Below are 23,831 nucleotides of genomic sequence, written 5' to 3'. Positions count from 1 at the left end.
GAAACGAGGCGCTGCACTTCGCGCTGCGCAACCGCAAGCTGGTCGTCGGCACGATCATCATCCTCGTGTTCCTCGTGGCCGGCCTGGCGGGGCCGCTGCTGTTCGATCACGGGCCGAACGAGTACGTCGGGCCGCCGATGACGCCGCCGTCCGGGGAGTTCTGGTTCGGCACCACGACGTTCGGCCAGGACGTCTTCGCCCAGTTCGTGTACGGCCTGCGCTCGACGTTCCTCGTGGGCGTGCTCGGCGGTGTGCTGGCGGCGATCGTCGGCATGGTCGTGGGGTTCGTCGCGGGCTACCGCGGCGGGTGGGTCGACGAGCTGCTCAACATGCTCACCAACATCGTGCTCGTGCTGCCCGCACTGGTGGTGCTGCTGATCATCAACGCCTACCTGGGCGTGCGCAGCATCGGCGTGCAGGCGTTGTTCATCGGGCTGACCTCGTGGCCGTGGGCGGCGCGGGCGATCAGGGCGCAGACGTTCTCGCTGCGCTCGCGCGACTTCGTCGACCTCGCCCGGCTGAGCGGTGTGCGCACCCCGAAGATCATCCTCCGGGAGATCGCACCGAACATGAGCTCGTACCTGTTCCTGACGTTCATCCTGCTGTTCGGCAGCGCGATCCTGATCGCCGCGTCGCTCGACTTCATCGGCCTCGGGCCCACCGAGGGGGTCTCGCTCGGCCTGATGCTCAACAACGCCGCACGGTGGAGCGCGCTCCAGCTCGGCCTGTGGTGGTGGTTCATCCCTCCGGGGGCCGGCATCACGGCGATCGTCGGTGCGCTCTACGTCATGAACGTCGGGCTGGACGAGGTGTTCAACCCGAAGCTGAGGGAGATGTGACGTGGCGCTGAAAGTCACCGACCTCCGGGTCTACTACCGGACGCTGCGCGGCGAGGTGAAGGCGCTCGACGGTGTCACCTTCTCCGTCGCCGACGGCGAGATCATGGGCCTGGCCGGGGAGTCCGGCTCGGGCAAGTCCACGCTCGCCAAGAGCCTGATCCGGCTGGACGGCCGCATGCGGCACGTCGGCGGCACGGTGGAGCTGGACGGCAGGGTGATGCCGCTGCCGGACGACGACGCGATGGACGAGTTCCGCTTCCGGGAGGTGTCGCTCATCCCGCAGTATTCGATGAGCGCGCTCAACCCGATCAGGAAGATCGGCAGGATGGTCGGCGAGCTGCTGGAGGCGCGCGGCGAGCGGCTGGAGAAGGCCGAGCTGAAGCGGCGGCTCGAACTGGTGGGGCTGTCGAAGGACGTGCTCGACCGCTATCCGATCGAGCTGTCCGGCGGCATGAAGCAGCGGGTCGTCATGGTCATCTCGACGCTGCTGAACCCCTCGCTGCTGATCGCCGACGAGGTCACCTCCGCGCTCGACGTGTCGAGCCAGAAGGCCGTGGCCACGACGCTGCTCGGGTTCCGCGACCGCGGCCTGGTCACGAGCATGATGGTGGTCACCCACGACATCTCGCTCGTCTACCAGATCGCCGACACGATCATGGTGATGTACGCCGGGCGGCTGGCCGAGAAGGCCCCGGCCGACGTGCTCGTCACCGCGCCGAAGCATCCGTACACCCAGCAGCTCATCTCCGCGCTGCCCGAGGTGGGGGTGCGCCACGAGGACCGCCGGCTGGCGGGGATCCCCGGCAACCCGCCGTCCCTGCTCAAGCCGCCCGGGGGATGCCGGTTCCGGGACCGCTGCCCGCTCGCGTTCGGCCAGTGCGCCGAGCAGCCGCCGTTCGCCGAGGTGGCCCCCGGCCACTTCGTCGCCTGCTGGAAGGCCGAATAGATGCTCAAGCTGGACGGTGTGTGCAAGACCTATCGCGTCGGCGCGTTCGGCGGGCGCGAGCTGAAGGCCGTCTCCGACGTCGGCTTCGAGGTCGGCGAGGGAGAGGTGGTCTCGCTCATCGGGGAGAGCGGCAGCGGCAAGAGCACGCTCGGGCGGATGATCCTGCGCCTGGCCTCCGTCAGCGCCGGCACGATCACCCTGGACGGCACGGACATCACCTCGATCAAGGACCGCAAGGAGTACTACCGGCAGGTGCAGGGCGTCTTCCAGGACCCCTTCAGCTGCTACAACCCCGTCTTCCGGGCCGACCGCGTGTTCTCGATGATCAAGGAGCAGTACTTCCCCCGGGTCGGCGCGGACGAGTGGCGCGAGCGCGTGGAGGGCGCGCTGGAGAGCGTGCGGCTCGACCCCGGCAACGTGCTCGGCAAGTATCCCCACCAGCTCAGCGGCGGCCAGCTCCAGCGCATGCTGATCGCCAGGGCCGTGCTGCTCGACATCCGCCTGCTGGTCGCCGACGAGATCATCAGCATGCTCGACGCGTCGACCCGCATCGACGTGCTCAACCTGCTGGCCGACCTGCGGGCGCGCGGCCTCGGCATCCTGTTCGTCACGCACGACCTGTCGCTCGGCAATTACGTCAGCGACAGGACCGTGGTGCTGCGGCACGGAAAGATCGTGGAGATGGGCCGGACGGACCTGGTCTTCGGCAGCCCGGCGCACCCTTACACGCGCTCGCTGCTGGCCGCGGTCCCCCGGCTGCACGCCAAGTGGACGGACGTCGTGCCCGAGGACCTGCCGTGTGCCTACCACGAGGCGCCGCAGGAGCGCCGGACCCGTCCCGGGCTGGCCGAGCTGGAAGGCGACCACTTCGTGGCCTGCTCCGGCTGCACGGGGCCGGGGATCGAGGAGAAGAAGATTAAGGAGAAAGCGTGAGCTCGTACCGTCCCCTGCACGACAGGTGGACCGTCACCGCCGTGTCGTCGACCGGGAAGCTCCGGCCGGTGGTCGCGGGCCTGCCCGCGTCCGTTCCCGGTTGCGTCCACACCGATCTCCTCGCGGCCGAGCTGATCGAGGATCCGTACCTGGACGACAACGAGAACCGGCTGACCTGGATCGGGCGCACGGCCTGGGCGTACGAGACCACCTTCACCTGGGGATCGGCGGAGGACGGCACCGACGACGACCGGGCCGACCTGGTGTGCGAGGGGCTCGACACGGCCGCCACGCTCGTGCTCAACGGCGTCGAGATCGGCACGACGGCCAACATGCACCGGTCGTACCGCTTCCCCGTACGGCACCTGCTGAAGGCGGGCGAGAACACGCTGAAGATCCTGTTCGACCCGCCGTACGGATACGCGGCGGCGCAGAAGGCGGCCCTCGGCGACCGCCCCGGCGCGTACGACGAGCCGTACCAGTTCATCAGGAAGATGGCCTGCAACTTCGGCTGGGACTGGGGGCCGACGGTGGTCACCGCCGGGATCTGGCGGCCCATCGGCATCGAGACCTGGAGCACCGCCCGGATCGCCGAGGTGCGCCCCTTCGCCGCCGCGGACGGCACCGTCGAGGTGCACGTGGCGGTCGAGCGCGCCGCCGAGCGGCCGCTCACGCTCAGCGCGTCGGTAGGAGGCGTGACCGAGACCGTCACGATCGGCGCCGGGCGGCGCCGCGCGGTCGTCACGCTGACCGTGCCGGACCCCGACCTGTGGTGGCCGCGCGGATACGGCGAGCAGCCGCTGTACGACCTGACCATCCGCCTGGAGGACCAGGAGTGGACGGGCCGGATCGGATTCCGGTCGGTCGAGCTGGACCGCACCGACGACGCGTTCACCTTCGTGATCAACGGCAGGCCGGTCTTCGTCAAGGGCTTCAACTGGATCCCCGACGACTGCTTCCCCAGCCGGATCACCCGGGAGCGCCTGGCCGAGCGGTTCGCCCAGGCGGCCGCCGCGGGCGCCAACTGCCTGCGGGTGTGGGGCGGCGGCATGTACGAGAGCGAGGACTTCTACGACCTCGCCGACGAGATGGGCCTGCTCGTCTGGCAGGACTTCCCGTTCGCCTGCGCCGCCTACCCCGAGGAGGGCCGCTTCGCGGCGGAGGTCGAGGCCGAGGCCCGCGAGCACGTGGCCCGCCTGACCCGTCACCCCAGCCTCGTGCTGTGGTGCGGCAACAACGAGAACATCGAGGGCCACGCCGACTGGGGCTGGCAGGAGAAGCTGGAGGGCCGCAGCTGGGGCGGCGGCTTCTACTACGACCTGCTGCCCCGGGTCGTCGCCGAGCTCGACCCGAGCCGGCCCTACTGGCCGGGCAGCCCCTACTCCGGTGCCCCCGACCTGCCGCCGAACGACCCGTCCAAGGGCACGGTGCACATCTGGACGGTCTGGAACAACCAGGACTACACGCACTATGCGGCCTACACGCCGAGGTTCGTGGCCGAGTTCGGCTTCCAGGGCCCGCCGACGTACGCGACGCTGCGCGCGGCGGTGTCCGACGACCCGCTGACGCCGGACTCCCCGGGCGTGACCCACCACCAGAAGGCCATCGACGGCAACCTCAAGCTGCTGCGCGGCCTCGGCGAGCACCTGCCCCGGCCGGACGGGTTCGACGACTGGCACTACTACACCCAGCTCAACCAGGCCAGGGCGATGACGTTCGGCATCGAGCGGTTCCGGGCGCTCGCGCCCCACTGCATGGGCACGATCGTGTGGCAGCTCAACGACTGCTGGCCGGTCACCTCCTGGGCCGCGGTCGACGGCGGTGGACGACGCAAGCCGCTGTGGTACGCGCTGCGCCGTGTGTACGCCGACCGGTTGCTGACCTTCCAGGGCGACGCGCTGGCGGTCGTCAACGACACCGACGAGCCGTGGTCGGGCGAGCTCGCCGTCGACCGGCTCACGCTGGCGGGGGAGATCCTGGCCAAGGAGCGGTTCGACGTGTCGGGCCCGGCGCGCGGCACGGCGTCCGTGGAGCTGCCCGAGGGGATCGCGCGGCACGGCGACCCGGCGGGCGAGGTGCTGGTGGCCACCCTCGGCGACGTACGCGCCCTGCGGTTCCCGGGTGAGGACCCGGCCATGGACTACCCGGCGGCGGAGATGGACACGGAAGTCGAGGAGATCGAGGGCGGGCTGCGGGTGCGGGTGACCGCGCGGACGATCGTGCGCGAGCTGGCGCTCTTCCCCGACCGGCTCGACCCCCGCGCGACCGTGGACGACCAGCTCGTCACGCTGCTGCCCGGGGAGACCGCGGTCTTCCACGTCACCGGCGGAGAGGTGGACCCCGGCGCGCTCGTCCGTCACCCGGTGCTCCGCTGCGTCAACGAACCCCGTTAGTCTCGGAACCCCTCCTTGACGCCCGAAGGACGCATGTGGACCTGCTCACCAATGTCATCAAGGACTACCCCTGGGGCTCCCGTACGGCCATCGCCGAGCTGACCGGGCGGCCCGCCTCCGGGCCGGAGGCCGAGATGTGGCTGGGCGCGCACCCGGCCGCGCCCTCCCGGCTGACCAGGGACGGGTCCGAGACCACCCTCGCCGACGCGGTCGCGGCCGACCCGGCGGGGACCCTCGGTGCGGCGGTCGCCGGCCGGTTCGGTGCGCGGCTGCCCTACCTGATGAAGCTGATCGCGGTGGACGCGCCGCTGTCGCTGCAGGTCCACCCGGACGAAGGGCAGGCCGCCGACGGCCACGCCCGGGGGGACGCGAACTACACCGACCCCTGGCACAAGCCGGAGCTGGTCTGTGCGCTCACGCCGTTCACCGGGCTGGCCGGGTTCCGGCCGCCCGAGCAGTCGGCGATGCTGGTCGAGCGGCTGCACGTGGACGCGCTGCGGCCGGTGGTCGCGGCGCTGCGCGACGGCGACGTGCTCGGCGCGCTGCGGGTGCTGCTGGAGTGGCCCGGCTCCAGGCGGGAGCTGGTCGAGTCGGTGGTGTGGGCGGCCTCCGCCGTCCACACGCCCGACTACGCGCTGGTGGTGCGGCTGGCCCGGCGCTACCCGGAGGATCCGGCCGTGCTGGCGCCGCTGCTGATGCATCGTCACACGCTGGCCCCCGGCGAGGCGCTGTTCCTCGGGGCCGGGGTGCTGCACTGCTACCTCGACGGCTTCGGCGTGGAGATCATGGCCTGCTCCGACAATGTGCTGCGGGCGGGCCTGACCGGCAAGCGCATCGATGTGGAGGAACTGCTGCGGATCACCGACGCCGCGGCGCAGCCCCTGCGGGTGGAGCCGGTCGAGGGCGCGTACGTGGCGCCGGTGCCGGAGTTCCTGCTCCGCAGGATCGCGCCCGGCGCGACCGCGGCGCTCCCGGGGGGCCTGCCGAGGATCGTGGTGTGCACGGAAGGCGTCGTGAGCGTGGGCACGGCCGACGCGGAGGTCAAGCTGCGGCCGGGCGAGTCGGTGTTCACCGCCGCGTCGGAGGGCCCCGTCGAGATCGGCGGGGACGGCGTCGCCTTCTGCGCCGAACCTCACCTGTGACTCACTTAGCGTGATGTTTGTCCTACGCGGCGTGATGTGAACGCGCACCGCGGGTAGGAGCCCCTCATCGTCAAGCGCGGCCCGATGAGGGGGATCCATGGGGCGCTTCAGGGTTGCCGGTATCGCCGCGGCGTCGTTGGGGGTGGTCGCGCTCTCCGCCTGCGCCGGCGGCGGGGGCAAGCAGGTCACACAGGCGAGCCCGGCCGGCCACCAGCAGAAGGACGCGGCGGCCGGGGCGGCGCAGCGCAAGTCAGAGGCGGCCGCCGCCGCTCAGGTTAAGGCCAACGAGCTGGGACAGGTCCCGGTGATCATGTATCACCGGATCGTCAAGAACCCGCCACCGGGCGACGACCGCAGCCCGAAGGACTTCCGCGACGAGCTGGAGCGGCTCGCGGCGGAGGACTACGTGCCGGTCACGGCGGCCGAGTACGTCACCGGGAAGATCGACATCCCGGCGGGCAAGCACCCGGTGGTGCTGACCTTCGACGACTCCTCGCCCTCGCAGCTCACGCTCGACGGCATGGGCAATCCGACGCCGGACTGCGCGATCGGCATCCTGATGGACGTCGCGAAGAAGCACCCGGGCTTCCGGCCGGTGGCGACCATGTACGTGATCAAGGACCTGTTCGGCAAGGCCCGTCAGGAAGAGCAGATGCAGGTCCTGCAGTGGCTCAAGGACCACAACTTCGACATCGGCAACCACACCCGCGACCACCTCAACCTGCTCGGCAAGCCGAAGGCCGACGTGGAGAAGCAGGTCGCGTCCGGCCAGGCGCTGATCACCTCGCTGGTCAAGGCTCCGGTGGTCACGCTCGCCCTGCCTTACGGCAACCAGCCGCACGAGAAGAAGTGGGCGCTGCAGGGGGCGGCGGGCGGCACCCGCTACGACTACAAGGGCGTTTTCCTCGCGGGTTACACGCCGTCGCCGTCGCCGTTCACCAAGGACTTCGACCCCCTCGGCATCCCGAGGATCAGGTCGAAGGAGAAGGTCGGCGACTGCAAGAAGTTCTGCTCGATGGCGTGGCTCGACTGGCTCAAGGCGAACCCCACCGAGCGCTACACCTCGGACGGCAACCCCAACACGGTCGCCTTCCCGAAGTTCAAGGCGGCCTTCGTCAAGCCGACGTTCACGTCGCGCGCGCTGCCCTACTGACCGGACGGATGACCATGCGGGGGCGGCTACCCTGCCAGCATGGACGACGCCATCGCCGACGAGACCGCCCTGCGGGGGCTCACGCCACGGCTGATCGGCCCGGAGATCGTCGTGGTCTTCGCGGTATCGCTGGGCGCCAGCGGCCTGCTGTCGCTCATCCGCCTCATCGGCGCACTGACCGCGCCGAAGGACCTGGGCGACCAGCACGCGGTGCTCGTCGGCTCGCTGGCCCCGGGCCGCCCGTGGCTGGACCTGTCGCTGCACCTCGCGTCGATCGCGGTGAACGTGGCGCCGGTGGGGCTCGTCGCCTACCTGCTGGCCCGGTCGGGCGAGTCCGTGCGCACGATCGGGGCCGACTGGCGCGAGCCGGGCCGCGACACGCTGCGCGGCGCCGCGCTCGCGGCGGTGATCGGCGGCAGCGGGCTGCTGTTCTACCTGTTCGCCTTCCGGTCGGGGTTCAACCTGAACGTCGTGCCCGACAGCCTGCCGGACTACTGGTGGCGGATCCCGGTGCTGGTCGCCGAGGCCGCCCAGAACGGCGTGCTGGAGGAGGTGCTGGTCGCCGGTTATCTGCTGCACCGGTTGCGGCAGCGCGGCTGGTCGCCGTGGCGCGCGGTGGGGGTGTCGGCCGTCCTGCGCGGCTCCTATCACCTCTACCAGGGCTTCGGCGGCTTCCTCGGCAACATCGCGATGGGCGTGGTCTTCGGCCGGCTCTACCAGCGCTGGGGGCGGACCATGCCGCTGATCATCGCGCACACGCTGATCGACGTGGTCGCCTTCGTCGGTTACGGCGTGCTGCGCGGCCGTGTTTCCTGGCTGCCCTGATCTCCCGGCTAATCGGGCGGAATGCGTTCTCTCCGGCGCGCCTGATTGATTTGGGCCCGTTCCCGTTGCATCGTTGACGGGCCGCCGCACGTCTGGATCCCCCCGGGCAAAACCGGCCTGTCCTGGCCGCATTTTCATTCGGGGAATTCGCATGAGGCGTTTATCGATACGCATTCCATATTCGGCGCGCGATCATCCGGCGCGCCATCCGATGCGCCGCCGCGCCGCCGTCGTCCGCCGGCCTGGCGGTCCCACCCGGCCGCCGGGCCGTGAACGTCCGGCCGGCCTGCCGTACCGGTGCCCGGTGAGGGGTGGAGCCGCGGGCCCGCGTCACGCCGCGCCCGTCGTCACGACCGCCGCGCCCGCGCGCGCGGCCCCGCCCGTACGGCCCGCTCCCGGGCACACCGGGGCGCGGGAGGTGGTCCCGCCGAGGCGGGCCACGGGCGGCTTATTACCCCCGGTGCCGAGGGCACGGTCCGATCCGTTATGAGTGTCGAGCAACGCCGGGTGCCCGCAGGGGCGCCCGGCGTCTTCACGTTCGGGGGCTCAGGCGAGGCAGCGCAGCGCGCTCCGGATGCGGGCGTCCAGGGGATGTCCGGCGGGCAGCCGGCCGACCGTCGCGTCGACGAACTCGCCGGGGGGTAGATCGGCGGTCAGGTCGTCGTCGAGCTGCACCTCCACGCGGCCACAGGCGCGTTCGACCTTGATCGGCGCCCCCTGTTCCTCCAGCGCGAACATGCCCACCCGGACCCGCCAGTCAAGGCGTTCCGCGGCCTCCTGGGGCGAAACCGGAGCCCCGACGTCGTCGGCGTGCGTGGCGTACTCCGAGGCGTAGTGGAAGGTCTGGAGACCGGCGGGGTAGGGACCGGCCGACGTGTGCAGCGTGCCGTCGCGGCCGAGGGCGCGCATCCGCCGCCGCGTCTCCCCGTTCTTGGCCCGCCACTCGTCGAGCACCTGCTCCACCGGCAGGCCGCGCCGCTTGCGCACGCACCACTCGTTGAAGCCGTCGAATCCGCCGCCGACGCCCTCGTGGTCGAGCAGCTCGTAGAAGCCGTCGATGTCGTCGTCCAGGCACGCGTGGTTGTACAGCTCCTCACCGGCCAGGTGGGCGAGCACGTCGCGCACGGTCCAGCCGTCGCACCGGGAGGGGCGGTTCCAGCCGTCCTCGTCGAGGGACGAGAAGAAGCGGTCGAGCCGCGCCGCTTCGGTGTCGAAGATGTCGAAGGGGTCGAGCCCCGCCAGTTCGTCCCGTGCAGAGGTCATGCCTGAGCCGTACCCTGACCCGCCTCGCCCTCACTTCGCGCCGGTACGGCGCGCGCATCAGGCGGTGTCAGGACATTTCTCGCATAAGGCGGACATTTAAACCTGCGGGGGCCTCAACAATGCGCAGGGGAAGGGAAAGACCAGGTCTTGGCTCGTTTGTCCGGTGATCTGCGCGGAAACCCCGAGATCGGTAAGCACACTGGTCGTGCTCCGATTGTTCTAGGGGGAAAACGAAATGGCAAAAAGCACGAGCGTCGCCGGGGTCCTCACGATCGGCGCCGTTCTCGCCGGTGGCGCCGTGATCGCGAGTGCTCCTCTCGTCGCCGCTCCGGCGGAGGCCGCCTCGATGTCCGCGCAGCACAGCCTCGTCCGGTTGGGCCATCCGCACTCCCGGGGCAAGGGCAACCACCAGAAGAACAAGCACCGGCAGAATCAGCGGCTGCGGGAGCAGCAGCGCCAGCACCAGTTCCTGATGCGTGACCTCACGCTGGTCCTCGTCCCGTTCCAGAAGGACACGACGGGCGCGACCGCCCTGCCGTACAACTGGCAGAACGACAGCCTCTCCGACGTGCAGTACACCGGCCAGAGCCAGTTCGACGCGCTGGAGAACGCGCCCAGGGCGGTCGAGATCAACGTCGACGGCGGGGAGGGGGATTCCAAGACGGCGGTCTCCCCGGAAACGCACGGGGCCGACGTGGACATCGCCGTGGACGGGAAGGAGGAGACCAAGCACGACCCGGCGCCCCGGCCGATCATCAGGCCCACGTCCACACCCACACCGACGCCCATGACGACGACGACAACGACGACAACGACGACGCCTCCGACCGTCGTCCCGCAGGCCGCGCCCCCGGTCGTGCAGACCGTCGCCAAGCCGGCCGCCAAGCCGGCCGCCAAGCCGGCCGCGAAGCCCGCTGTGAAGCCCGCAGCGCAGCCCGCCGCCAAGCCGGTCGTGAAGCCCGCCGTGAAGCCCGCAGTGCAGCCGGCAGTGAAGCCCGCTGTCACGCCCACGACGTGCGCGCCCGCCTGCGCGCCCGGTCTCCTCAACCTGCCCCTGAGCCTGTCGCTCACGGCCACGGTGTCCCTCGCGCCGGACGCGAAGGCGGGCACGACCGCGAAGCCGGCCACCACGACCACCGCGCCGACTACGACCACGGGGGTCTGCGCGCCGCTGGCCGCGAGCTGAGCGTCAGGCGTCCCTGCGGGCCAGCAGGACGGCGGCCAGCGCGTACGGCACCGCGACCCAGGCGACCATCACCGCGAGCGCGGCGAGCGGCGACAGGAGCGCGCCGCCGAGTGATTGGGGGTTGCCGGTGCCGGCCAGCTGGCCCGCCAGGGCGCCGGGGAGGATCGAGCCGATGCGCTCGTTCCAGGGCGCCGGGACGTTGTTGACGATGATCGGAAGCACGTACCAGACCGCCACGAGCGCGGCGACGGCGGCGACGGCCGACCGGGTGATCACGGCCAGGCACAGGCCGAGCAGCGCGAACATCGCGATGGACAGGCTCAGCGCGAGGAAGAGCGGCATCCGCTGGCTCAGCGCCTCGGCCGACTGCCCCCGGATGTGCCGGTCGCCGATGATGAGCCGCCCGGCGGCCCACGTCGCGAGCACGGCCGCGAGCCCCGTGCAGAACGCGACGACCGCGACGACGCCCGCCTTGGCGGCGAGCACCCGCCCGCGCGACGGCAGCACGGTGAACGTGGTGCGGATCATTCCGGTGGCGTACTCGCCGGAGCAGGCGAGGACGCCCAGCACGGCCAGGCACAGCGAGGCGAGCCAGTTCGCGAGCTCGGGCAGCGACGACACCTCCAGGCGGTCGCGCTGACCGGGCGGCAGGCCCTCCCACAGGCGGACGGCGTACCACGCCAGCAGGGCCATGAGGGCGACGACGACGCCGATCACACCGAGGACGACGGAGGTGGACCGCAGGGTGCGGAGCTTGAGCCATTCTGCGGCGATGGCGTCGATCATCGGTCCGCACCTCCACCCGTGAGCCGCATGTAGGTCTCCTCCAGCGAGGCGCCGCGCGGGGTCACCTCGTGGAGGGGGATCGCGTGCCGGGCGGCGAGGTCGCCGATCTCCTTCGGATCGAGGCCGCGCACCGACAGGCCCCCGCCGTCCTCGGCGGCGACCGTCCCGCCCGCGCCCGTCAGCGCGGCGGCGAGGTCGTCGGCCCGGCTGCTGCGGACGAGGACGTCCCGTACGCCGGTCAGCTCCCGCATCGGGGTGTCCGCGATGAGCCGCCCGCGGCCGATGATGACGAGATGGTCGGCGGTGAGCTCCATCTCGCTCATCAGGTGACTCGACAGCAGCACCGTGCGGCCTTCGGCGGCGAGGCCGCGGAGCAGTTCGCGGATCCAGCGCACGCCGTCCGGGTCGAGGCCGTTGACCGGCTCGTCGAGCAGCAGCACCGCCGGGTCGCCGAGGAGCGCGGCGGCGATCCCGAGGCGCTGGCGCATGCCGAGCGAGAAGCCGGCGACGCGCTTGCGGGCCACCCCGGCCAGGCCCACCTGCTCGATCACGGACACGACCCGGTCGCGGCCGATGCGGTTGGCGCGGGCCATCCAGCTCAGGTGGGCGAGGGGCGTACGGCCGCCCTGGACGGCGCCGGCGTCCAGGAGCGCGCCCACCTCCCGCATCGGGTGGCGCATGCGGTCGTAGCGGCGGCCGTTCACCAGCGCCTCGCCGCTCGACGGGCGGTCCAGGCCGAGGACGATCCGCATGGTCGTGGACTTGCCCGCGCCGTTGGGCCCGAGGAACCCGGTCACGCGGCCTGGTTTCACGTGGAACGTCAGCCCGTCCACGGCGACCGTGCGTCCGAAACGCTTGGTCAGCTCTCTGACTTCGATCATGTCCCGACGGTCTCGCGGGCGGGCCGCTCTCCGCGTCGGAGCGCGGTGCGATCCGCGGGACGCGCCTCAGACCGTGGGATGACAGACCGGGGCAGGAGGCGCGCATGCGCGTGTGTGGCTAGCGTGGGCGCGTGGACGATCCGGACGTGCGGCCGCTGTTCCCCCGGCCGCTGCGCCCCCGCGAGCTGATCGCGCTCGACGTGCTGGCCGCGCTGGGGTACGCGTTCGTGCTGGTCGTCCAGTCGCCGGACGTACGGCACCCGGCGGCCCTGGCCCTGGTCGCCGCGATGACGCTGCCGCTCGCGGTCAGGCGGCGGTGGCCGCTGCCGGTCTTCTGCCTCGTCATGGTCGCGTCGGTGGCGGCCATGACGCTCGGTGTCGTGCGCGAACCTCTGGCCGCCGCGGCGTACGCGCTCTATCCGGTCGCGCTCGGCACCCGGCGGCGCCGGTGGGAGCCGACGGCGGCGATCGGCGCGCTGACCGTCGGGGCGCTGCTGCTGGCGGCGGTCGGCGGCGTGTCGGCCGAGCCGGAGATCAGGCGGATCGTGGAGACCATCGTGCTCGGCTCGCTCGCGCTGGGCGGCGCGTGGACGATCGGCCGGGCGGTGCGGGAACGCCGGGCGTACGCCGCGCGCCGGGCCGACGAGGCGGCCGAGCGCGCGGTCACCGAGGAACGGCTGCGCATCGCCAGAGAGATGCACGACGTGGTCTCCCACACGCTCAGCCTGATCGGGGTCAAGGCCGGGGTCGCCGTGCACGTCGCGGACCGGCGGCCGGAGGAGGCGCTGGAGGCGCTGCGCGTCATCGAGGCCACGAGCAGGCAGGCGCTGACCGAGATGCGGCACATGCTCGGCGTGCTGCGCACGACACCCAGCGCCACACCCAGCGCCACACCCAGCACCACACCCAGCGCCACAGCCGGCACGACCCTCGGCACGACCCCGAGCACCGCACCCGATGCGCTGACCCCGGCGCCGGGCCTCGCGGCGCTGCCGGACATCGCCGAGCGTGCCGCGGCCGCGGGCGTACGCGTCGACCTGGATGTGCGGGTGACGGACCTGCTGTCCCCGGCCCTGGAGCTGGCGGTGCACCGGATCGTCCAGGAGGCCGTCACCAACGTGGTCAGGCACGCGGCCCCGGCGGCCTGCCGGGTGCTGGTGCACGACGAGGGAGACCAGGTGCGGATCGAGGTGACCGACGACGGCCCGGGCCGCCGGGTCCTGCCCCCAGGCGCCCCCGGGCACGAGGGGGTCGGACACGGTCTGATCGGCATGCGCGAGCGCGTCGCGGCGTACGGCGGGGACTTCACGGCCGGTCCGATGCCGGGCGGCGGGTTCCGCGTGCGCGCCCGGCTGCCGCGGGAGGGGGAGGGGACGTGACCGAGCCGATCCGGGTGCTGCTCGCCGACGACCAGGAGCTGCTGCGCGGCAGCCTGCGCCTGCTGGTCGACAGCACGCCGGGGCTGGTCGCGGTCGGCGAGGCGGGCACCGGGGCGCGGGCCGTCGAGCTGGCCCGCGCCGAGCGTCCCGACGTCGTGCTGATGGACGTGCGGATGCCCGGCATGGACGGGATCGAGGCGACCCGGCGCATCTGCGCCGAGCCCTCCGGGGCCAGGGTGCTGATCCTCACCACGTTCGACCTCGACGAGTACGTCTACGCGGGGCTGCGGGCCGGGGCGAGCGGGTTCCTGCTGAAGAACACGCCGCCCGCCGACCTGCTGGCGGCGATCCGCGTCATCGCCGCGGGCGAGGGGCTGCTCGCGCCGAGCGTGACGCGGCGGCTGATCGCCGAATTCGCCCGGACTACCGCCGATCGGCCTCGGCCTGGCCCCTCGCTCGACGGCCTCACCGCCCGGGAACGCGAGGTGCTCACGCTCGTCGCGCGCGGGCTGTCGAACCTGGAGATCGCCGCCAGCCTGCATGTGAGCACGGCCACGGTGAAGACCCACATCGGTCACCTGCTCGCGAAGCTCGGCGCGCGCGACCGGGCCCAGCTCGTCATCGCGGCCTACGAAGGGGGGCTCGTCTCCACGTCGCGGACGCGCCCGTGACAGGGTGGAGCACGTGGAGAGCTTCGATGTGATCGTGATAGGCGCCGGTCCGGCGGGCGAGGTCGCGGCGGGACGAATCGCGGCGGCCGGCCTGAGCACCGCCATCGTGGAGAGCGAGCTGGCGGGAGGGGAGTGCTCCTACTGGGCCTGCATGCCGAGCAAGGCGCTCCTGCGGCCGGTGGACCTCGCGGGCGAGGTGAGCCGGGTCACCGGGCTGCGGCTGGCAGGTCAGGACGAGGGCGGCCCGATCGACGCCGCCGCCGTGCTGGCCCGGCGTGACGCCGTGGTCTCGCACTACGACGACACGGGCCAGGCGGGGTGGCTCGAATCGGCGGGCGTGACGCTCGTACGCGGCACGGGACGGCTCGCCGGTCCCCGGCGCGTGGAGGTCACGACGGCCGACGGCGGCACCCGCACGCTCGCCGCGAACCACGCCGTCATGCTGGCCACCGGGAGCCGTTCGGTGATCCCGCCCGTGGCGGGTCTGGCCGCCGCCCGGCCGTGGACGAACCGCGAGGCGACCGGCGTACGCGCCATCCCGGAGCGGCTCGTGGTGATCGGCGGCGGCGTGGTCGCCTGCGAGATGGCCCAGGCCATGCGCGGGCTCGGCACCCGCGAGGTCACGATGCTCGTCCGGGGCGGCCACCTGTTGACGAGGATGGAGCCCTTCGCCGGGGAGCTGGTCGCCCGGTCGCTTGCGGACCAGGGGGTCGACATCCGCAGGCACGAGAGCGCGGAGAAGGTCGAGCGGCCGGAGCCGGGCGGCGAGGTCACGGTGCGGCTCGCGAGCGGGGGGACGATCACGGCCGACGAGATCCTGGTCGCCGCCGGTCGCCGGTCCGCCACCGACGATCTCGGCCTGGCCTCGGTCGGGCTGCCGCAGTCCCGTCCGGTCGAGGTGGACGACAGCATGCGGGCCACCGGCGTGGCGGACGGCTGGCTCTACGCGGTCGGGGACGTCAACGGCCGCGCGCTCCTCACGCACATGGGCAAATACCAGGCGCGGGCGGCCGCCGACGTGATCGTCGCCCGGGCCCGGGGCGAGGCGGACGACCGGCCCGGCATGCGCGACCGCGCGGACCGCGCCGGGGCGCCGCAGGTGGTCTTCACCGATCCGCAGGTGTGCGCGGTGGGCCGCACGGAGGCGCAGGCCCGCGACGAGGGCTTCGACGTGCGGGTCGTGGAATACGACATGGAGCAGGTGGCCGGTGGCTACCTGCTCGGCGACGGCTACCGGGGCAGGGCCAAGGCGGTGGTCGACGAGCGCCGCCGGGTGCTGCTCGGCGTGACCTTCGTGGCTCCGGGCGCGGCCGAGCTGCTGCACGCCGCGACGATCGCGGTCACGGCCGAGGTGCCCCTCGACGACCTGTGGCACGCCGTCCCGGCGTATCCGACGGTCAGCGAGGTGTGGCTGCGCCTCCTGGAGGCGTACGGGCTCTAGAAGCGGGCTTCAGAGACTGATGATCGCGGGGTGACGCGGGTCCTCGACGCGGACGGCCACGTCGGCGGCCCGCAGCGGCCCGGACTCGTGCTCGTAGCGCTCGTAGGCGGGCAGCGTCCACCGCTCCTCCGGCGGTGTGCGGCGGGCCAGCGCGGCGGCCGACATGGACAGGTGGACGGTCATGTCGAACGGCAGGCCGCGCCCGAGCAGCAGCGCGCCGTCGACCAGCACGACCCCGCCCGGCTTCAGCGTCACGTAGTCCGCCCGGGTGGCCCGGTCGCGCTCGCTGTCCCACAGCGAGGGCAGCACCCGGCCCGTACGGCCCGGCTCCAGCGGCCCGAGCACCTCGCGGACGAGGCCGCCCACGTCGAGCCACTCGTCGTGGAACACGTCGGGGTCGGTCCGGCCGAACTCCAGCCGCAGCGAGGCCGGGCGCAGGAACCCGGCCGCGGGCACCCGCAGGACCTCCCGGCCGCGCAGGCGCAACGGCTCCACCAGGTCGTCGGCCAGCCGTCCCGGCCCGGCGGCGGGAGCGCCGTCCACGGCGACGCGCACCCAGGCGTCGCGCGGCCGGTCGGCGATCAGGTCGGCGAGTTCCTCCACGAGCAGGGACGGGGAGACGGGACGGGCACGCACGTGCCCATCATCTACCCGTTCAGCCGGCGGCCGGAGATCTGCTCGGGGGCGACCACGATGAAGTGGTCGCGGGTCCCGGGCACCCACGGCGTGAGCGGCAGCGCCGACAGGCGGGCGATCTCCTCCGGGTCGCAGACCGCGCGGGCGTGCCCGACCGCGGTCACCGACCAGCCCGTACGGAACGTCGCGTCGAAGTCGTCGGCCTCGAAGGCCACGACGGTGTTGCGCGCCGCGGCGGCGAGCTTGGACCCGGGGGCGGTGCGGATGACGATGTTCCCGTCGAGCAGGCAGAAGTTGACCGGCTGGACGGCGGGGAGGGCACGATCGGTGAAGACGATCCTCCCGATGGGGACGGAGGCCAGCAGGTCCAGGCATTCCCCTCCGCCGAGGATCTCCAGGCCGGCCGAGTCGAGCTTCATGTCTGCAAGCCTGGCGCGGTCGGCCGCCGCCGGGTTAGGGACGAAGGTCCCGTCGTCCACGTCGATCGGCCCGGCGTCCGTTGGCCCGGTGTCCGTTGGCCCGGCGTCCAGTGGCTGGGCTCAGCCGTCCCGGCCGGCCTTGAGGCGGGCGGCGAGCGCGGCGGCCTGGGTGCGGCGCTGCATGTCGAGCTTGCTCAGCAGGTTGGACACGTAGTTCTTGACCGTCTTCTCGGCCAGGAACATCCGCTCGCCGATCTGGCGGTTGGTCAGGCCCTCGCCGATCAGCTCCAGGATCTGCCGCTCCTGGTCCGACAGCGCGGCCAGCGGGTCCTTCTTCGCGGCCTGGTCGCGCAGCCGGTGCAGCATCGCGGCCGTGGTCTGCGGGTCGAGCAGCGACTGCCCGGCGGCCACCGTGCGCACCGCGCCCACCAGGTCGGAGCCGTGGATCTGCTTGAGCACATAACCGGCCGCCCCGGCCATGACCGCGTTGAACAACGCCTCGTCGTCGGCGAAGGAGGTCAGCATCAGGCAGGCCAGGCCGGGCACCTTCGAGCGCACCTCACGGCAGACGTCCACCCCGCTGCCGTCGGGCAGGCGCACGTCGAGCACCGCCACATCCGGCTTCAGCGCGGGGATGCGGGCCACGGCCGACTCGGCCGTGCCCGCCTCGCCGACGACCTCGATGTCGTCCTCGGCGTCCAGCAACGCCGCCACCCCACGCCGTACGACCTCGTGGTCGTCCACCAGGAACACCCGAATCATGACCTGGACGCTAGCCTTCCCGGGGCCGCCGGAGAAGTGCCGAAGGTCCCGCGTGTCGGCCCCCTGGAGCTTTCAGTGCCGGGACAGGCGGCGCAGGGCGCTCCTGATCCTGCCGCCGAACGGCGCACGCCGCCGGGGCTGGGCGTCGCGGGCCACCCGCAGCTCCGCGAGGGCCGTCGCCGCGTCGGGCCGTTTGGCCGGTGTGGGGTCGCGCATTCGCCGTACGAGGTCCATGACCTCGGGGGCGACGCCTCCGGCGTCCGGCTCGGCGTCCATGCCGGGCATGGGCAGCTCGCCGGTGAGGAGCTGGAAGGCGATCACCCCGGCCGAGTAGACGTCGGCGGCGGGGGTCATCCGCTCGGGGCGGGCCCGGCACTCGGGGGCGACGTAGTGGACGTCGAGGATGTTGGGCAGCTCGTTGGCCACGGTGTGCTTGCGCGGGCCGGGCTTGGCGTAGTCGAAGCCGGTCAGCATCGCGTTGCCGCCGTCGGTGACGAGCACGCAGGCGGGGGTCAGCGCCCGGTGGATGACGTTGTTGGCGTGGACGTGGGCGAGGCCGTCCAGCATGTCCTCCATCACGGTGAGCTTGGCGTCGATGCCCAGCCTGCGCCCGGTGAGGTGCAGGTGCAGGGCCTGCCCGTGGACGTCGTCGAGCACGAGCACGAACCGGCTCTCGTCGTCGATCGCGAAGAAATCCCGTGAGCGTACGACGCAGGGATGCGGCGGAATCTTGGCGAGCGACTGGTAGGCGTTGGCGATCCGGCGCTGCTCGGCCACCCGCCGCCGCTGCTCGGCGAGGGGGTCGGCGCGGTAGACCCGCAGCAGCACGGTCCCACTGGTGGGGGCGGTCGCGTTGACGGCGCGATATTCGGTGACCCGGCTGTCGCCGCCGAGCTGCTCCTCGACCTCCCAGTTGCCGAAGCGCGGGGGCGCGGTCGAGCGGCGCACGGTGCCGTTCAGCGCCTCCAGGATCGCGGTGCGGTACGGCTCGGCGTCGCGGCTGCACCCGTGCCGCACCCGGGACACGTCGCTGAGCATGGGGATGAGCCCGGCGATCGTGGTGACGTGCCGGGCGTCCCGGCCGGTGGGGTCGACGAGGACGGCTCCGGGGGCGGTCAGCACCACCACGTTGTCGACGTACAACCGCTCCAGCTCGCGGTGCTCCTCGATCAGCAGGCCCTTCAGCGCCCGCGCGGTGCCGCGCAGCTTGGCCACCGGTGAGCCGAACGCCTCCCGGTGCTGGGGGAACCACCGGGTGCCCGACACCTCGAACCTGCCCCGGGCCCCCTTCACGTCGATCACTACCAGGGAGTGGCCGGTGAGCACGACCACGTCCACCTCGAACAGGTCGGCTCCGCGCGGGATCTCGATGTTGTGCAGCAGCAGCCAGTCGTCAGGGGCGTTGTCCCGCAGGTGCGCGATGACCCTTCGCTCGGCGTCATTGACGGGGCGTCCGCCACCGACGATCTGAGCCATCTCTGCCGCTCCGCCTCTCTGACCAGATTGAGAACTTAATCCTCCTAGGTAGCGGTATTCCCGCGCCACCACTGATTCCCCCGCATTGTCCCAGGGGAAATCTGGAGCCCCATCTCCAGGCCCGCTCCGGTCGGGGATGACGGCTCTCGCGGTTTGTGGTGGCTGCGCCGGGAAACGGTGTATTTCATGCGAGTTGTCGTGATTGGGGCGAGCGGGAACGTCGGCACGAGCCTGCTCACCGCCCTGGAGTCCGAGCCCGCCGTGACCTCCGTCGTCGGCGTGGCCAGGCGGAAGCCGGACTGGCGGCCGGCCAAGACCGAGTGGCGTACGGCCGACGTCTTCAGGGACGACCTCGATCCGATCTTCGCGGGCGCCGACGCGGTCGTGCACCTGGCCTGGCTGTTCCAGCCCACGCACGACCCGGTCACCACCTGGAACTCCAACGTGCTCGGCAGCATGCGCGTCTTCGACGCCGCCGTCCGGGCCGGGGTCTCCGTCCTCGTCCACTCGTCGTCTGTGGGGGCGTACTCGCCCGGGCCGAAGGACCCGCCCGTCGACGAGTCGTGGCCGACCCACGGCTGGCCCAACGCCGCGTACGGGCGGGAGAAGGCCTATATCGAGCGCGTGCTCGACATCTTCGAGCGCGACCACCCGGACATCCGCCTGGTGCGGATGCGCCCGGGGTTCATCTTCAAGGAGGAGGCCGCGACCGAGCAGCGCCGGCTGTTCGCCGGGCCGTTTCTGCCGCAGCGGCTGTTGCGGCGGGAGCGGATCCCGTTCGTGCCGGACATGCCGCGCCTGCGGTTCCAGGCGCTCCACTCCGAGGACGCCGGCGAGGCGTTCCGGCTGGCGCTCACCCGCGACGTGCGGGGCGCGTTCAACCTCGCCGCCGGCCCGGTGATCGACCCGGCCGTGCTGGCGGACCTGCTCGGCGCGCGGCGTGTGTCCGTGCCGGCCGCGGTGGTGCGCACGGCGGTGTCGGCCGGCTGGCATCTGCGGCTGATCCCCGCCTCGCCCGGCATGGTGGAGATGGTCCTGCAGATTCCGATCATGGACACCACCCGGGCCCGTGAGGAGCTGGGCTGGCGGCCCCGGCACAGCGCGGTGGACGCCCTGCGCGCGGCGATCGAGGGCATGCGGCGTGGTGCGGGCATGGAGACCCCGCCGCTCGCGCCCGGCTCGGGCCGGGAACGGGCCAGGGAGGTCGCGACGGGCGCGGGCACCCGGCCGTGAAAGACCCTGGCGAGGGAGGCGCGATGACGCTGCTCGATCCCGACTGCGTACGGCGGCTGCTCGAGTCGGCCGACCCGGACGTCGCGCTGGTCTTCGTCCGCGGCGAGTGCCGGGTGATGCCGCTCGACGAGATCGACGAGAAGCACCGCAAGCTCGTGGTCGTGCGCCGCGCGGACCTGCCCGAGGCCCAGGGCGACGAGCCGGTGACGGAGGAACGGGTGGAGGCGCTCACGCGGTGCCTGGAGAACGCCGTACGCGACCTCGGCGGATGAGGCCGCCATCCGCCCGGCGATGCGTGACCGAGGCGTCACTTTCGGTAACATCGTCTCGGGCATCCCCCATCCGAGCGTGGTCCCGGTCTTCCCGGCTGATGCCGTCCTCTGAGACAAATGACGGCGTGTCGCGCGCTGACCCAAAATTCCGGAAAGCGCGGCGGACAAATCGGACAGCCAACTTCGCGCCACTGGACAAATCAGGATCAAAAGCTATCGCAAGCTGTGATCTGATCGTCACTCTTCGTACGGAAGCCCGAATGCCGCTCGTATTCGTTGCGTGCACGGTGGGTCACCTGTGAACATCAGGGAAAGGTCCGGAATCCCTCCTACCGGGTCGGCGGCGCTACGGCGGCGGGGATTCCGCCCCTTGCGCGCATCGACCGGATGGAAACGGATTCCTGATCGGGCCGATCGACAGGTCCGGGACATCGGTCTCGGCCGGCGCATATGGGGAGGGGGCCCCGATGACTGCTATCAGGCCCCGCGGGAGCGGGGGACGCCGTCACGAAGGGCGGATTCACGACCCGGAGTTCGGCTCGTGGATCGGAGAGGTGGCCAGAGCGGTCCGGGACGTGGTTGACAGCACACCCCGGACCATCCGCCTCTGCGCCCTGATCGCGGTTGCCGCCGCGTCATGGGCATTCCTCAGGTAGCCGTCCAGCAGCCATGAGGAGGTGGTCGCGGACCCAGGTTAAGGCGGCCGGGGAGTCGTTACGGCCCGGTTTACGGGATCGGGACGATAACCAGGGCCAACCGGGGACCGGCCAGGGTCGATCCCGGTGCTTGCCGGGTCCGCGACAGGCCACTGCTTGCCGACAGAGGCAGACGATGCGGTCCAGGCGAAGGGGATCAAGCGATGGGGGCCGGAAGATAGGGCCGGATGATGGTGCGCGGTGCCCGCTCAGACGGAGCGGGCGCCGCGCCCGAAGGCGGAGCCCCCGTCGGCGGGGCCGCCCGCGTCCGCGTCACCGTCGACCTGCATGGACAGCCGGATCGTGGACTGCCCGGGGATCCGGTCGATGGTCACCGAGTCGCACAGCTCGCCCATGAGCCACAGGCCGAAGCCGCGGTCGCCGCGGCCGCTGGGCCGTTCGCTCGGCACCGCGCCGGGCCGCAGGACGCCGACGCGGTCGACGACGTCGACGGCCAGCGTGCCGCCGTCGCAGGAGATCGTCAGCATGCCGGATCCCCCGCCGTGTTCGAGCACGTTGATGGCGGCCTCGTTGGCGGCGATGACCAGGTCGTCCAGCCGGGGTCCGGTGAGGCCCGCCTGCTCGGCGTAGCGCTGGACGTTCTCACGCAGCGTCGCGAGATCATCCGTTATCGGCCACTGCCGGCGGTGATCCGCCACCTGTCCTCCTCGCCGCGTCTCCCGGCCGGGTCCGCCGCCCGATGCCTTCGAGGCTACCGTCTCGTTACTCGTTCGCTGCCTTCACCTGGGATTCGAGCGTGCGCCGACCACGTCGAAAGCCTCCGCGAGGCTCGGGGCGACGGTGAAGGCACTGATCAGTCCGGTGACCCTGAAGATCTTCGCCAGCCGGTCGTTCGGGGCCGCCAGCGTCACCGCGCCGTCGCGCTCCTGCAGCAGCTTCCGTACGGCCAGCAGGATCCGGATGCCCGTGGAGTCGCAGAAGCTCACGCCGCTCAGGTCGAGGACGAGCTGGCGGTGGTGCTCGCCGAGGAGCGCCTCGACGTTCCTGCGCAACGGCTCGGCGTTCGTGTAGTCCAGGGCGCCGTCGAGCGCGACGACCAGCACGTGGTCGGCGACCGGGGCGGACACGGGGGTCAGGACGACGGCGGCGGTCACGGAGCACACCTCGGCGGACGCTGCGAGGAACAGGGATTCGTCAGTTTAGGACAGCGGCACCTGCCTACCGGGGCGTACGGCTCGCTGGTCAAGAAACGCCATATGGGGTTTCTTGCCCAGGGGCCGGGGGAGTGGGGGACTGACCGACTGGGCCCCTCCTGAAAAGACCGCTTATGCCAGACGTGACAAGGGAGGTCCAGTTCGACGCCATGCATGGACCCTCCCTCGTCGCGCAGGCACCGGTGAGTTCGGCGACGCTCACGATCGGAGTCGAGGAGGAGTTCCTGCTCGCCGACCCGCGAACCGGACGGGTCGTCCCGGCGGCGCGGGAGATCCGCGAGCGGGCGGCCGGGCCGGGGGCGGATCGGCTGGTGTTCGAACTGACACAGTTCCAACTGGAGAGTAACAGCGCCGTGCACACCACCCTGCGTGATCTGCACGAAGACCTGCTGGAGATGCGCCGCGCCGCCGCCCGCGCCGCCGAAAGCATGGGGCTCGCGCTCATCGCGAGCGGCACCGCCCTGGACGGCAACGCCGGAGTGCCGCCGCTGTCGTCGTGCCCGCGCTACGAGGCCATGCTCCGCGAGTTCGGGGCGATCATGGATCGTCAGGGCGTCTGCGGCTGCCACATCCACGTCGGGATCGCCGACCGCGAGGAGGCGGTGCGGGTCAGCAACCATCTGCGGCCCTGGCTCCCGGTGCTGCAGGCGCTCGCGGCCAACTCGCCGATCGCGGACGGCCGGGACACCGGTTATGCGAGCTGGCGCGCGCTGATGATGGGCAGGTGGCCGAGCGCGGAGCCGCCGCCGTTCTTCCGGTCGGCCGATCACTACGAGAGCCTGGTCGCCGGCATGCTCGCCGGGGGCACGATCCTCGACCGCGGAATGATCTACTGGCTGGTCCGCCCGTCCGATCACGTGCCGACGCTGGAGATCCGCGCGGCGGACGTGTGTCCGACGGCCGGGGAGACCGTGCTGCTCGCCGGGCTGGTGCGAGGGCTGGCCGAGACGGCGCTGCGCCAGGTGCGGGCCGGCGTGCCCGCCCCCGACGTCGAGGACACCCTGCTGCGGGCGGCCTACTGGAAGGCCGCCCACGACGGCGTGGACGGCGAAGCCCTCGATTTGCTCGCGGGAAGCGGCGTCTCGGGAGCCCCGGCCTGGCGGCTGGTCGACCGCCTGCTCGAACACGTGCGGCCGGTGCTGGAGGAGAACGGCGACTGGACGCCGCTGACCGACCAGATCGAGCGCGTGCGCCGCAGCGGGTCGGGGGCGGCGCGGCAGCGGGCGGCGTACGCCCGGCGCGGCCGGCTGGCCGACGTGGCCGAGCTGCTCACGGCGCAGACCGTCGCCTCCTGCTGGGCCTGACGTTCTTATCAGTCACTCCGC

The 23,831-nt window shown here is 72.0% G+C and carries 23 protein-coding genes; 14 read left to right on the top strand and 9 right to left on the bottom strand.

The features are described from left to right. The 7 genes from HCK04_RS30855 to HCK04_RS30825 all read left to right on the top strand — a co-directional run. Nucleotides 1-839: ABC transporter permease (locus tag HCK04_RS30855; protein WP_142650881.1), on the top strand; the 839-nt coding region annotated here is incomplete at its 5' end. A gap of 1 nt (nucleotide 840) precedes the next feature. Then, nucleotides 841-1,785, top strand: coding sequence for an ABC transporter ATP-binding protein (locus HCK04_RS30850; protein WP_142650880.1), 945 nt, complete (start codon nucleotides 841-843; stop codon nucleotides 1,783-1,785). Further along, nucleotides 1,786-2,718 (top strand): ATP-binding cassette domain-containing protein, encoded by a 933-nt coding sequence (locus HCK04_RS30845; protein WP_142650879.1) that lies wholly within the window; start codon nucleotides 1,786-1,788, stop codon nucleotides 2,716-2,718. Then, nucleotides 2,715-5,111, top strand: coding sequence for a glycoside hydrolase family 2 TIM barrel-domain containing protein (locus HCK04_RS30840; protein ID WP_142650878.1), 2,397 nt, complete (start codon nucleotides 2,715-2,717; stop codon nucleotides 5,109-5,111). Before HCK04_RS30845 ends, HCK04_RS30840 begins: the two co-directional genes overlap by 4 nt. A 35-nt stretch (nucleotides 5,112-5,146) precedes the next feature. After that, nucleotides 5,147-6,253: a mannose-6-phosphate isomerase, class I gene (gene manA, locus HCK04_RS30835; protein WP_142650877.1), complete on the top strand. Its 1,107-nt coding sequence runs from the start codon at nucleotides 5,147-5,149 to the stop codon at nucleotides 6,251-6,253. 97 nt (nucleotides 6,254-6,350) lie between these two features. Beyond that, nucleotides 6,351-7,406, top strand: a complete 1,056-nt coding sequence (locus HCK04_RS30830) for a polysaccharide deacetylase family protein (RefSeq protein ID WP_142650876.1) — start codon at nucleotides 6,351-6,353, stop codon at nucleotides 7,404-7,406. A gap of 39 nt (nucleotides 7,407-7,445) precedes the next feature. Further along, nucleotides 7,446-8,231, top strand: coding sequence for a CPBP family intramembrane glutamic endopeptidase (locus HCK04_RS30825; RefSeq protein WP_142650875.1), 786 nt, complete (start codon nucleotides 7,446-7,448; stop codon nucleotides 8,229-8,231). A gap of 546 nt (nucleotides 8,232-8,777) precedes the next feature. On the opposite strand, the gene HCK04_RS30820 is transcribed toward HCK04_RS30825, so the two are convergent. Then, complete coding sequence (locus tag HCK04_RS30820) at nucleotides 8,778-9,494, bottom strand: maleylpyruvate isomerase family mycothiol-dependent enzyme (RefSeq protein ID WP_142650874.1); 717 nt, start codon at nucleotides 9,492-9,494, stop codon at nucleotides 8,778-8,780. A gap of 235 nt (nucleotides 9,495-9,729) precedes the next feature. On the opposite strand from HCK04_RS30820, the gene HCK04_RS41495 reads away from it, so the two are divergent. After that, nucleotides 9,730-10,680, top strand: coding sequence for a hypothetical protein (locus HCK04_RS41495; RefSeq protein ID WP_185949068.1), 951 nt, complete (start codon nucleotides 9,730-9,732; stop codon nucleotides 10,678-10,680). A 3-nt stretch (nucleotides 10,681-10,683) separates the two neighbouring features. Here the strand turns inward: HCK04_RS41495 and HCK04_RS30810 are convergent, their stop codons facing one another. Next, nucleotides 10,684-11,466 carry an ABC transporter permease gene (locus HCK04_RS30810; protein WP_142650873.1) on the bottom strand — a complete coding sequence of 261 codons (783 nt, stop codon included), beginning with the start codon at nucleotides 11,464-11,466 and terminating at the stop codon, nucleotides 10,684-10,686. Then, complete coding sequence (locus HCK04_RS30805; RefSeq protein ID WP_142650872.1) at nucleotides 11,463-12,347, bottom strand: ATP-binding cassette domain-containing protein; 885 nt, start codon at nucleotides 12,345-12,347, stop codon at nucleotides 11,463-11,465. Before HCK04_RS30805 ends, HCK04_RS30810 begins: the two co-directional genes overlap by 4 nt. Before the next feature lie 131 nt (nucleotides 12,348-12,478). Here HCK04_RS30805 and HCK04_RS42885 point away from each other — a divergent pair, with 131 nt between their 5' ends. Genes HCK04_RS42885 through HCK04_RS44380 form a run of 3 tightly spaced genes read left to right on the top strand, consistent with a single transcriptional unit; the run spans nucleotide 12,479 to nucleotide 15,838 of the window. Next, nucleotides 12,479-13,726, top strand: coding sequence for a sensor histidine kinase (locus HCK04_RS42885; RefSeq protein WP_142650871.1), 1,248 nt, complete (start codon nucleotides 12,479-12,481; stop codon nucleotides 13,724-13,726). Beyond that, on the top strand, nucleotides 13,723-14,397 hold the full coding sequence (locus HCK04_RS30795) for a response regulator transcription factor (RefSeq protein ID WP_142650870.1): 675 nt from the start codon (nucleotides 13,723-13,725) through the stop codon (nucleotides 14,395-14,397). Before HCK04_RS42885 ends, HCK04_RS30795 begins: the two co-directional genes overlap by 4 nt. 13 nt (nucleotides 14,398-14,410) lie before the next feature. Further along, nucleotides 14,411-15,838, top strand: coding sequence for an NAD(P)/FAD-dependent oxidoreductase (locus HCK04_RS44380; RefSeq protein ID WP_221889996.1), 1,428 nt, complete (start codon nucleotides 14,411-14,413; stop codon nucleotides 15,836-15,838). Between the two features lie 9 nt (nucleotides 15,839-15,847). Here HCK04_RS44380 and HCK04_RS30785 read toward each other — a convergent pair whose 3' ends face one another. The 4 genes from HCK04_RS30785 to HCK04_RS30770 all read right to left on the bottom strand — a co-directional run bounded on the left by HCK04_RS30785 (nucleotide 15,848) and on the right by HCK04_RS30770 (nucleotide 19,131). Then, complete coding sequence (locus HCK04_RS30785; RefSeq protein ID WP_142650868.1) at nucleotides 15,848-16,474, bottom strand: uridine kinase; 627 nt, start codon at nucleotides 16,472-16,474, stop codon at nucleotides 15,848-15,850. A gap of 11 nt (nucleotides 16,475-16,485) precedes the next feature. Further along, a complete protein-coding gene (locus HCK04_RS30780; protein WP_142650867.1) occupies nucleotides 16,486-16,893 on the bottom strand; it encodes a pyridoxamine 5'-phosphate oxidase family protein in 408 nt (135 codons plus the stop codon). 120 nt (nucleotides 16,894-17,013) lie between these two features. Then, nucleotides 17,014-17,655 (bottom strand): response regulator transcription factor, encoded by a 642-nt coding sequence (locus tag HCK04_RS30775; RefSeq protein ID WP_142650866.1) that lies wholly within the window; start codon nucleotides 17,653-17,655, stop codon nucleotides 17,014-17,016. Nucleotides 17,656-17,727: 72 nt separating this feature from the next. Then, nucleotides 17,728-19,131, bottom strand: a complete 1,404-nt coding sequence (locus HCK04_RS30770) for an NERD domain-containing protein kinase family protein (protein ID WP_142650865.1) — start codon at nucleotides 19,129-19,131, stop codon at nucleotides 17,728-17,730. Between the two features lie 186 nt (nucleotides 19,132-19,317). Here HCK04_RS30770 and HCK04_RS30765 point away from each other — a divergent pair, with 186 nt between their 5' ends. Next, nucleotides 19,318-20,364: an NAD-dependent epimerase/dehydratase family protein gene (locus tag HCK04_RS30765; protein WP_142650864.1), complete on the top strand. Its 1,047-nt coding sequence runs from the start codon at nucleotides 19,318-19,320 to the stop codon at nucleotides 20,362-20,364. A gap of 23 nt (nucleotides 20,365-20,387) precedes the next feature. Continuing rightward, complete coding sequence (locus HCK04_RS30760; RefSeq protein ID WP_142650863.1) at nucleotides 20,388-20,636, top strand: hypothetical protein; 249 nt, start codon at nucleotides 20,388-20,390, stop codon at nucleotides 20,634-20,636. Between the two features lie 904 nt (nucleotides 20,637-21,540). On the opposite strand, the gene HCK04_RS30755 is transcribed toward HCK04_RS30760, so the two are convergent. After that, the gene (locus tag HCK04_RS30755; protein ID WP_142650862.1) at nucleotides 21,541-21,990 is read right to left on the bottom strand and encodes an ATP-binding protein; all 450 of its coding nucleotides are present in this window, start codon (nucleotides 21,988-21,990) and stop codon (nucleotides 21,541-21,543) included. 81 nt (nucleotides 21,991-22,071) lie between these two features. Beyond that, nucleotides 22,072-22,446, bottom strand: a complete 375-nt coding sequence (locus HCK04_RS30750) for an STAS domain-containing protein (RefSeq protein WP_142650861.1) — start codon at nucleotides 22,444-22,446, stop codon at nucleotides 22,072-22,074. A gap of 182 nt (nucleotides 22,447-22,628) precedes the next feature. On the opposite strand from HCK04_RS30750, the gene HCK04_RS30745 reads away from it, so the two are divergent. Next, entirely contained in the window at nucleotides 22,629-23,810 is a 1,182-nt protein-coding gene (locus tag HCK04_RS30745; protein ID WP_260617474.1) for a glutamate--cysteine ligase, read from the top strand. The last annotated feature ends 21 nt before the right edge of the window (nucleotides 23,811-23,831 follow it).

The organism is Microbispora sp. CL1-1, from assembly GCF_012034195.1.
In the GTDB taxonomy this organism is placed as follows: domain Bacteria; phylum Actinomycetota; class Actinomycetes; order Streptosporangiales; family Streptosporangiaceae; genus Microbispora.
Note: the sequence above shows the minus strand (reverse complement) of the source record. Positions and strands in the feature narration are given on the sequence as shown.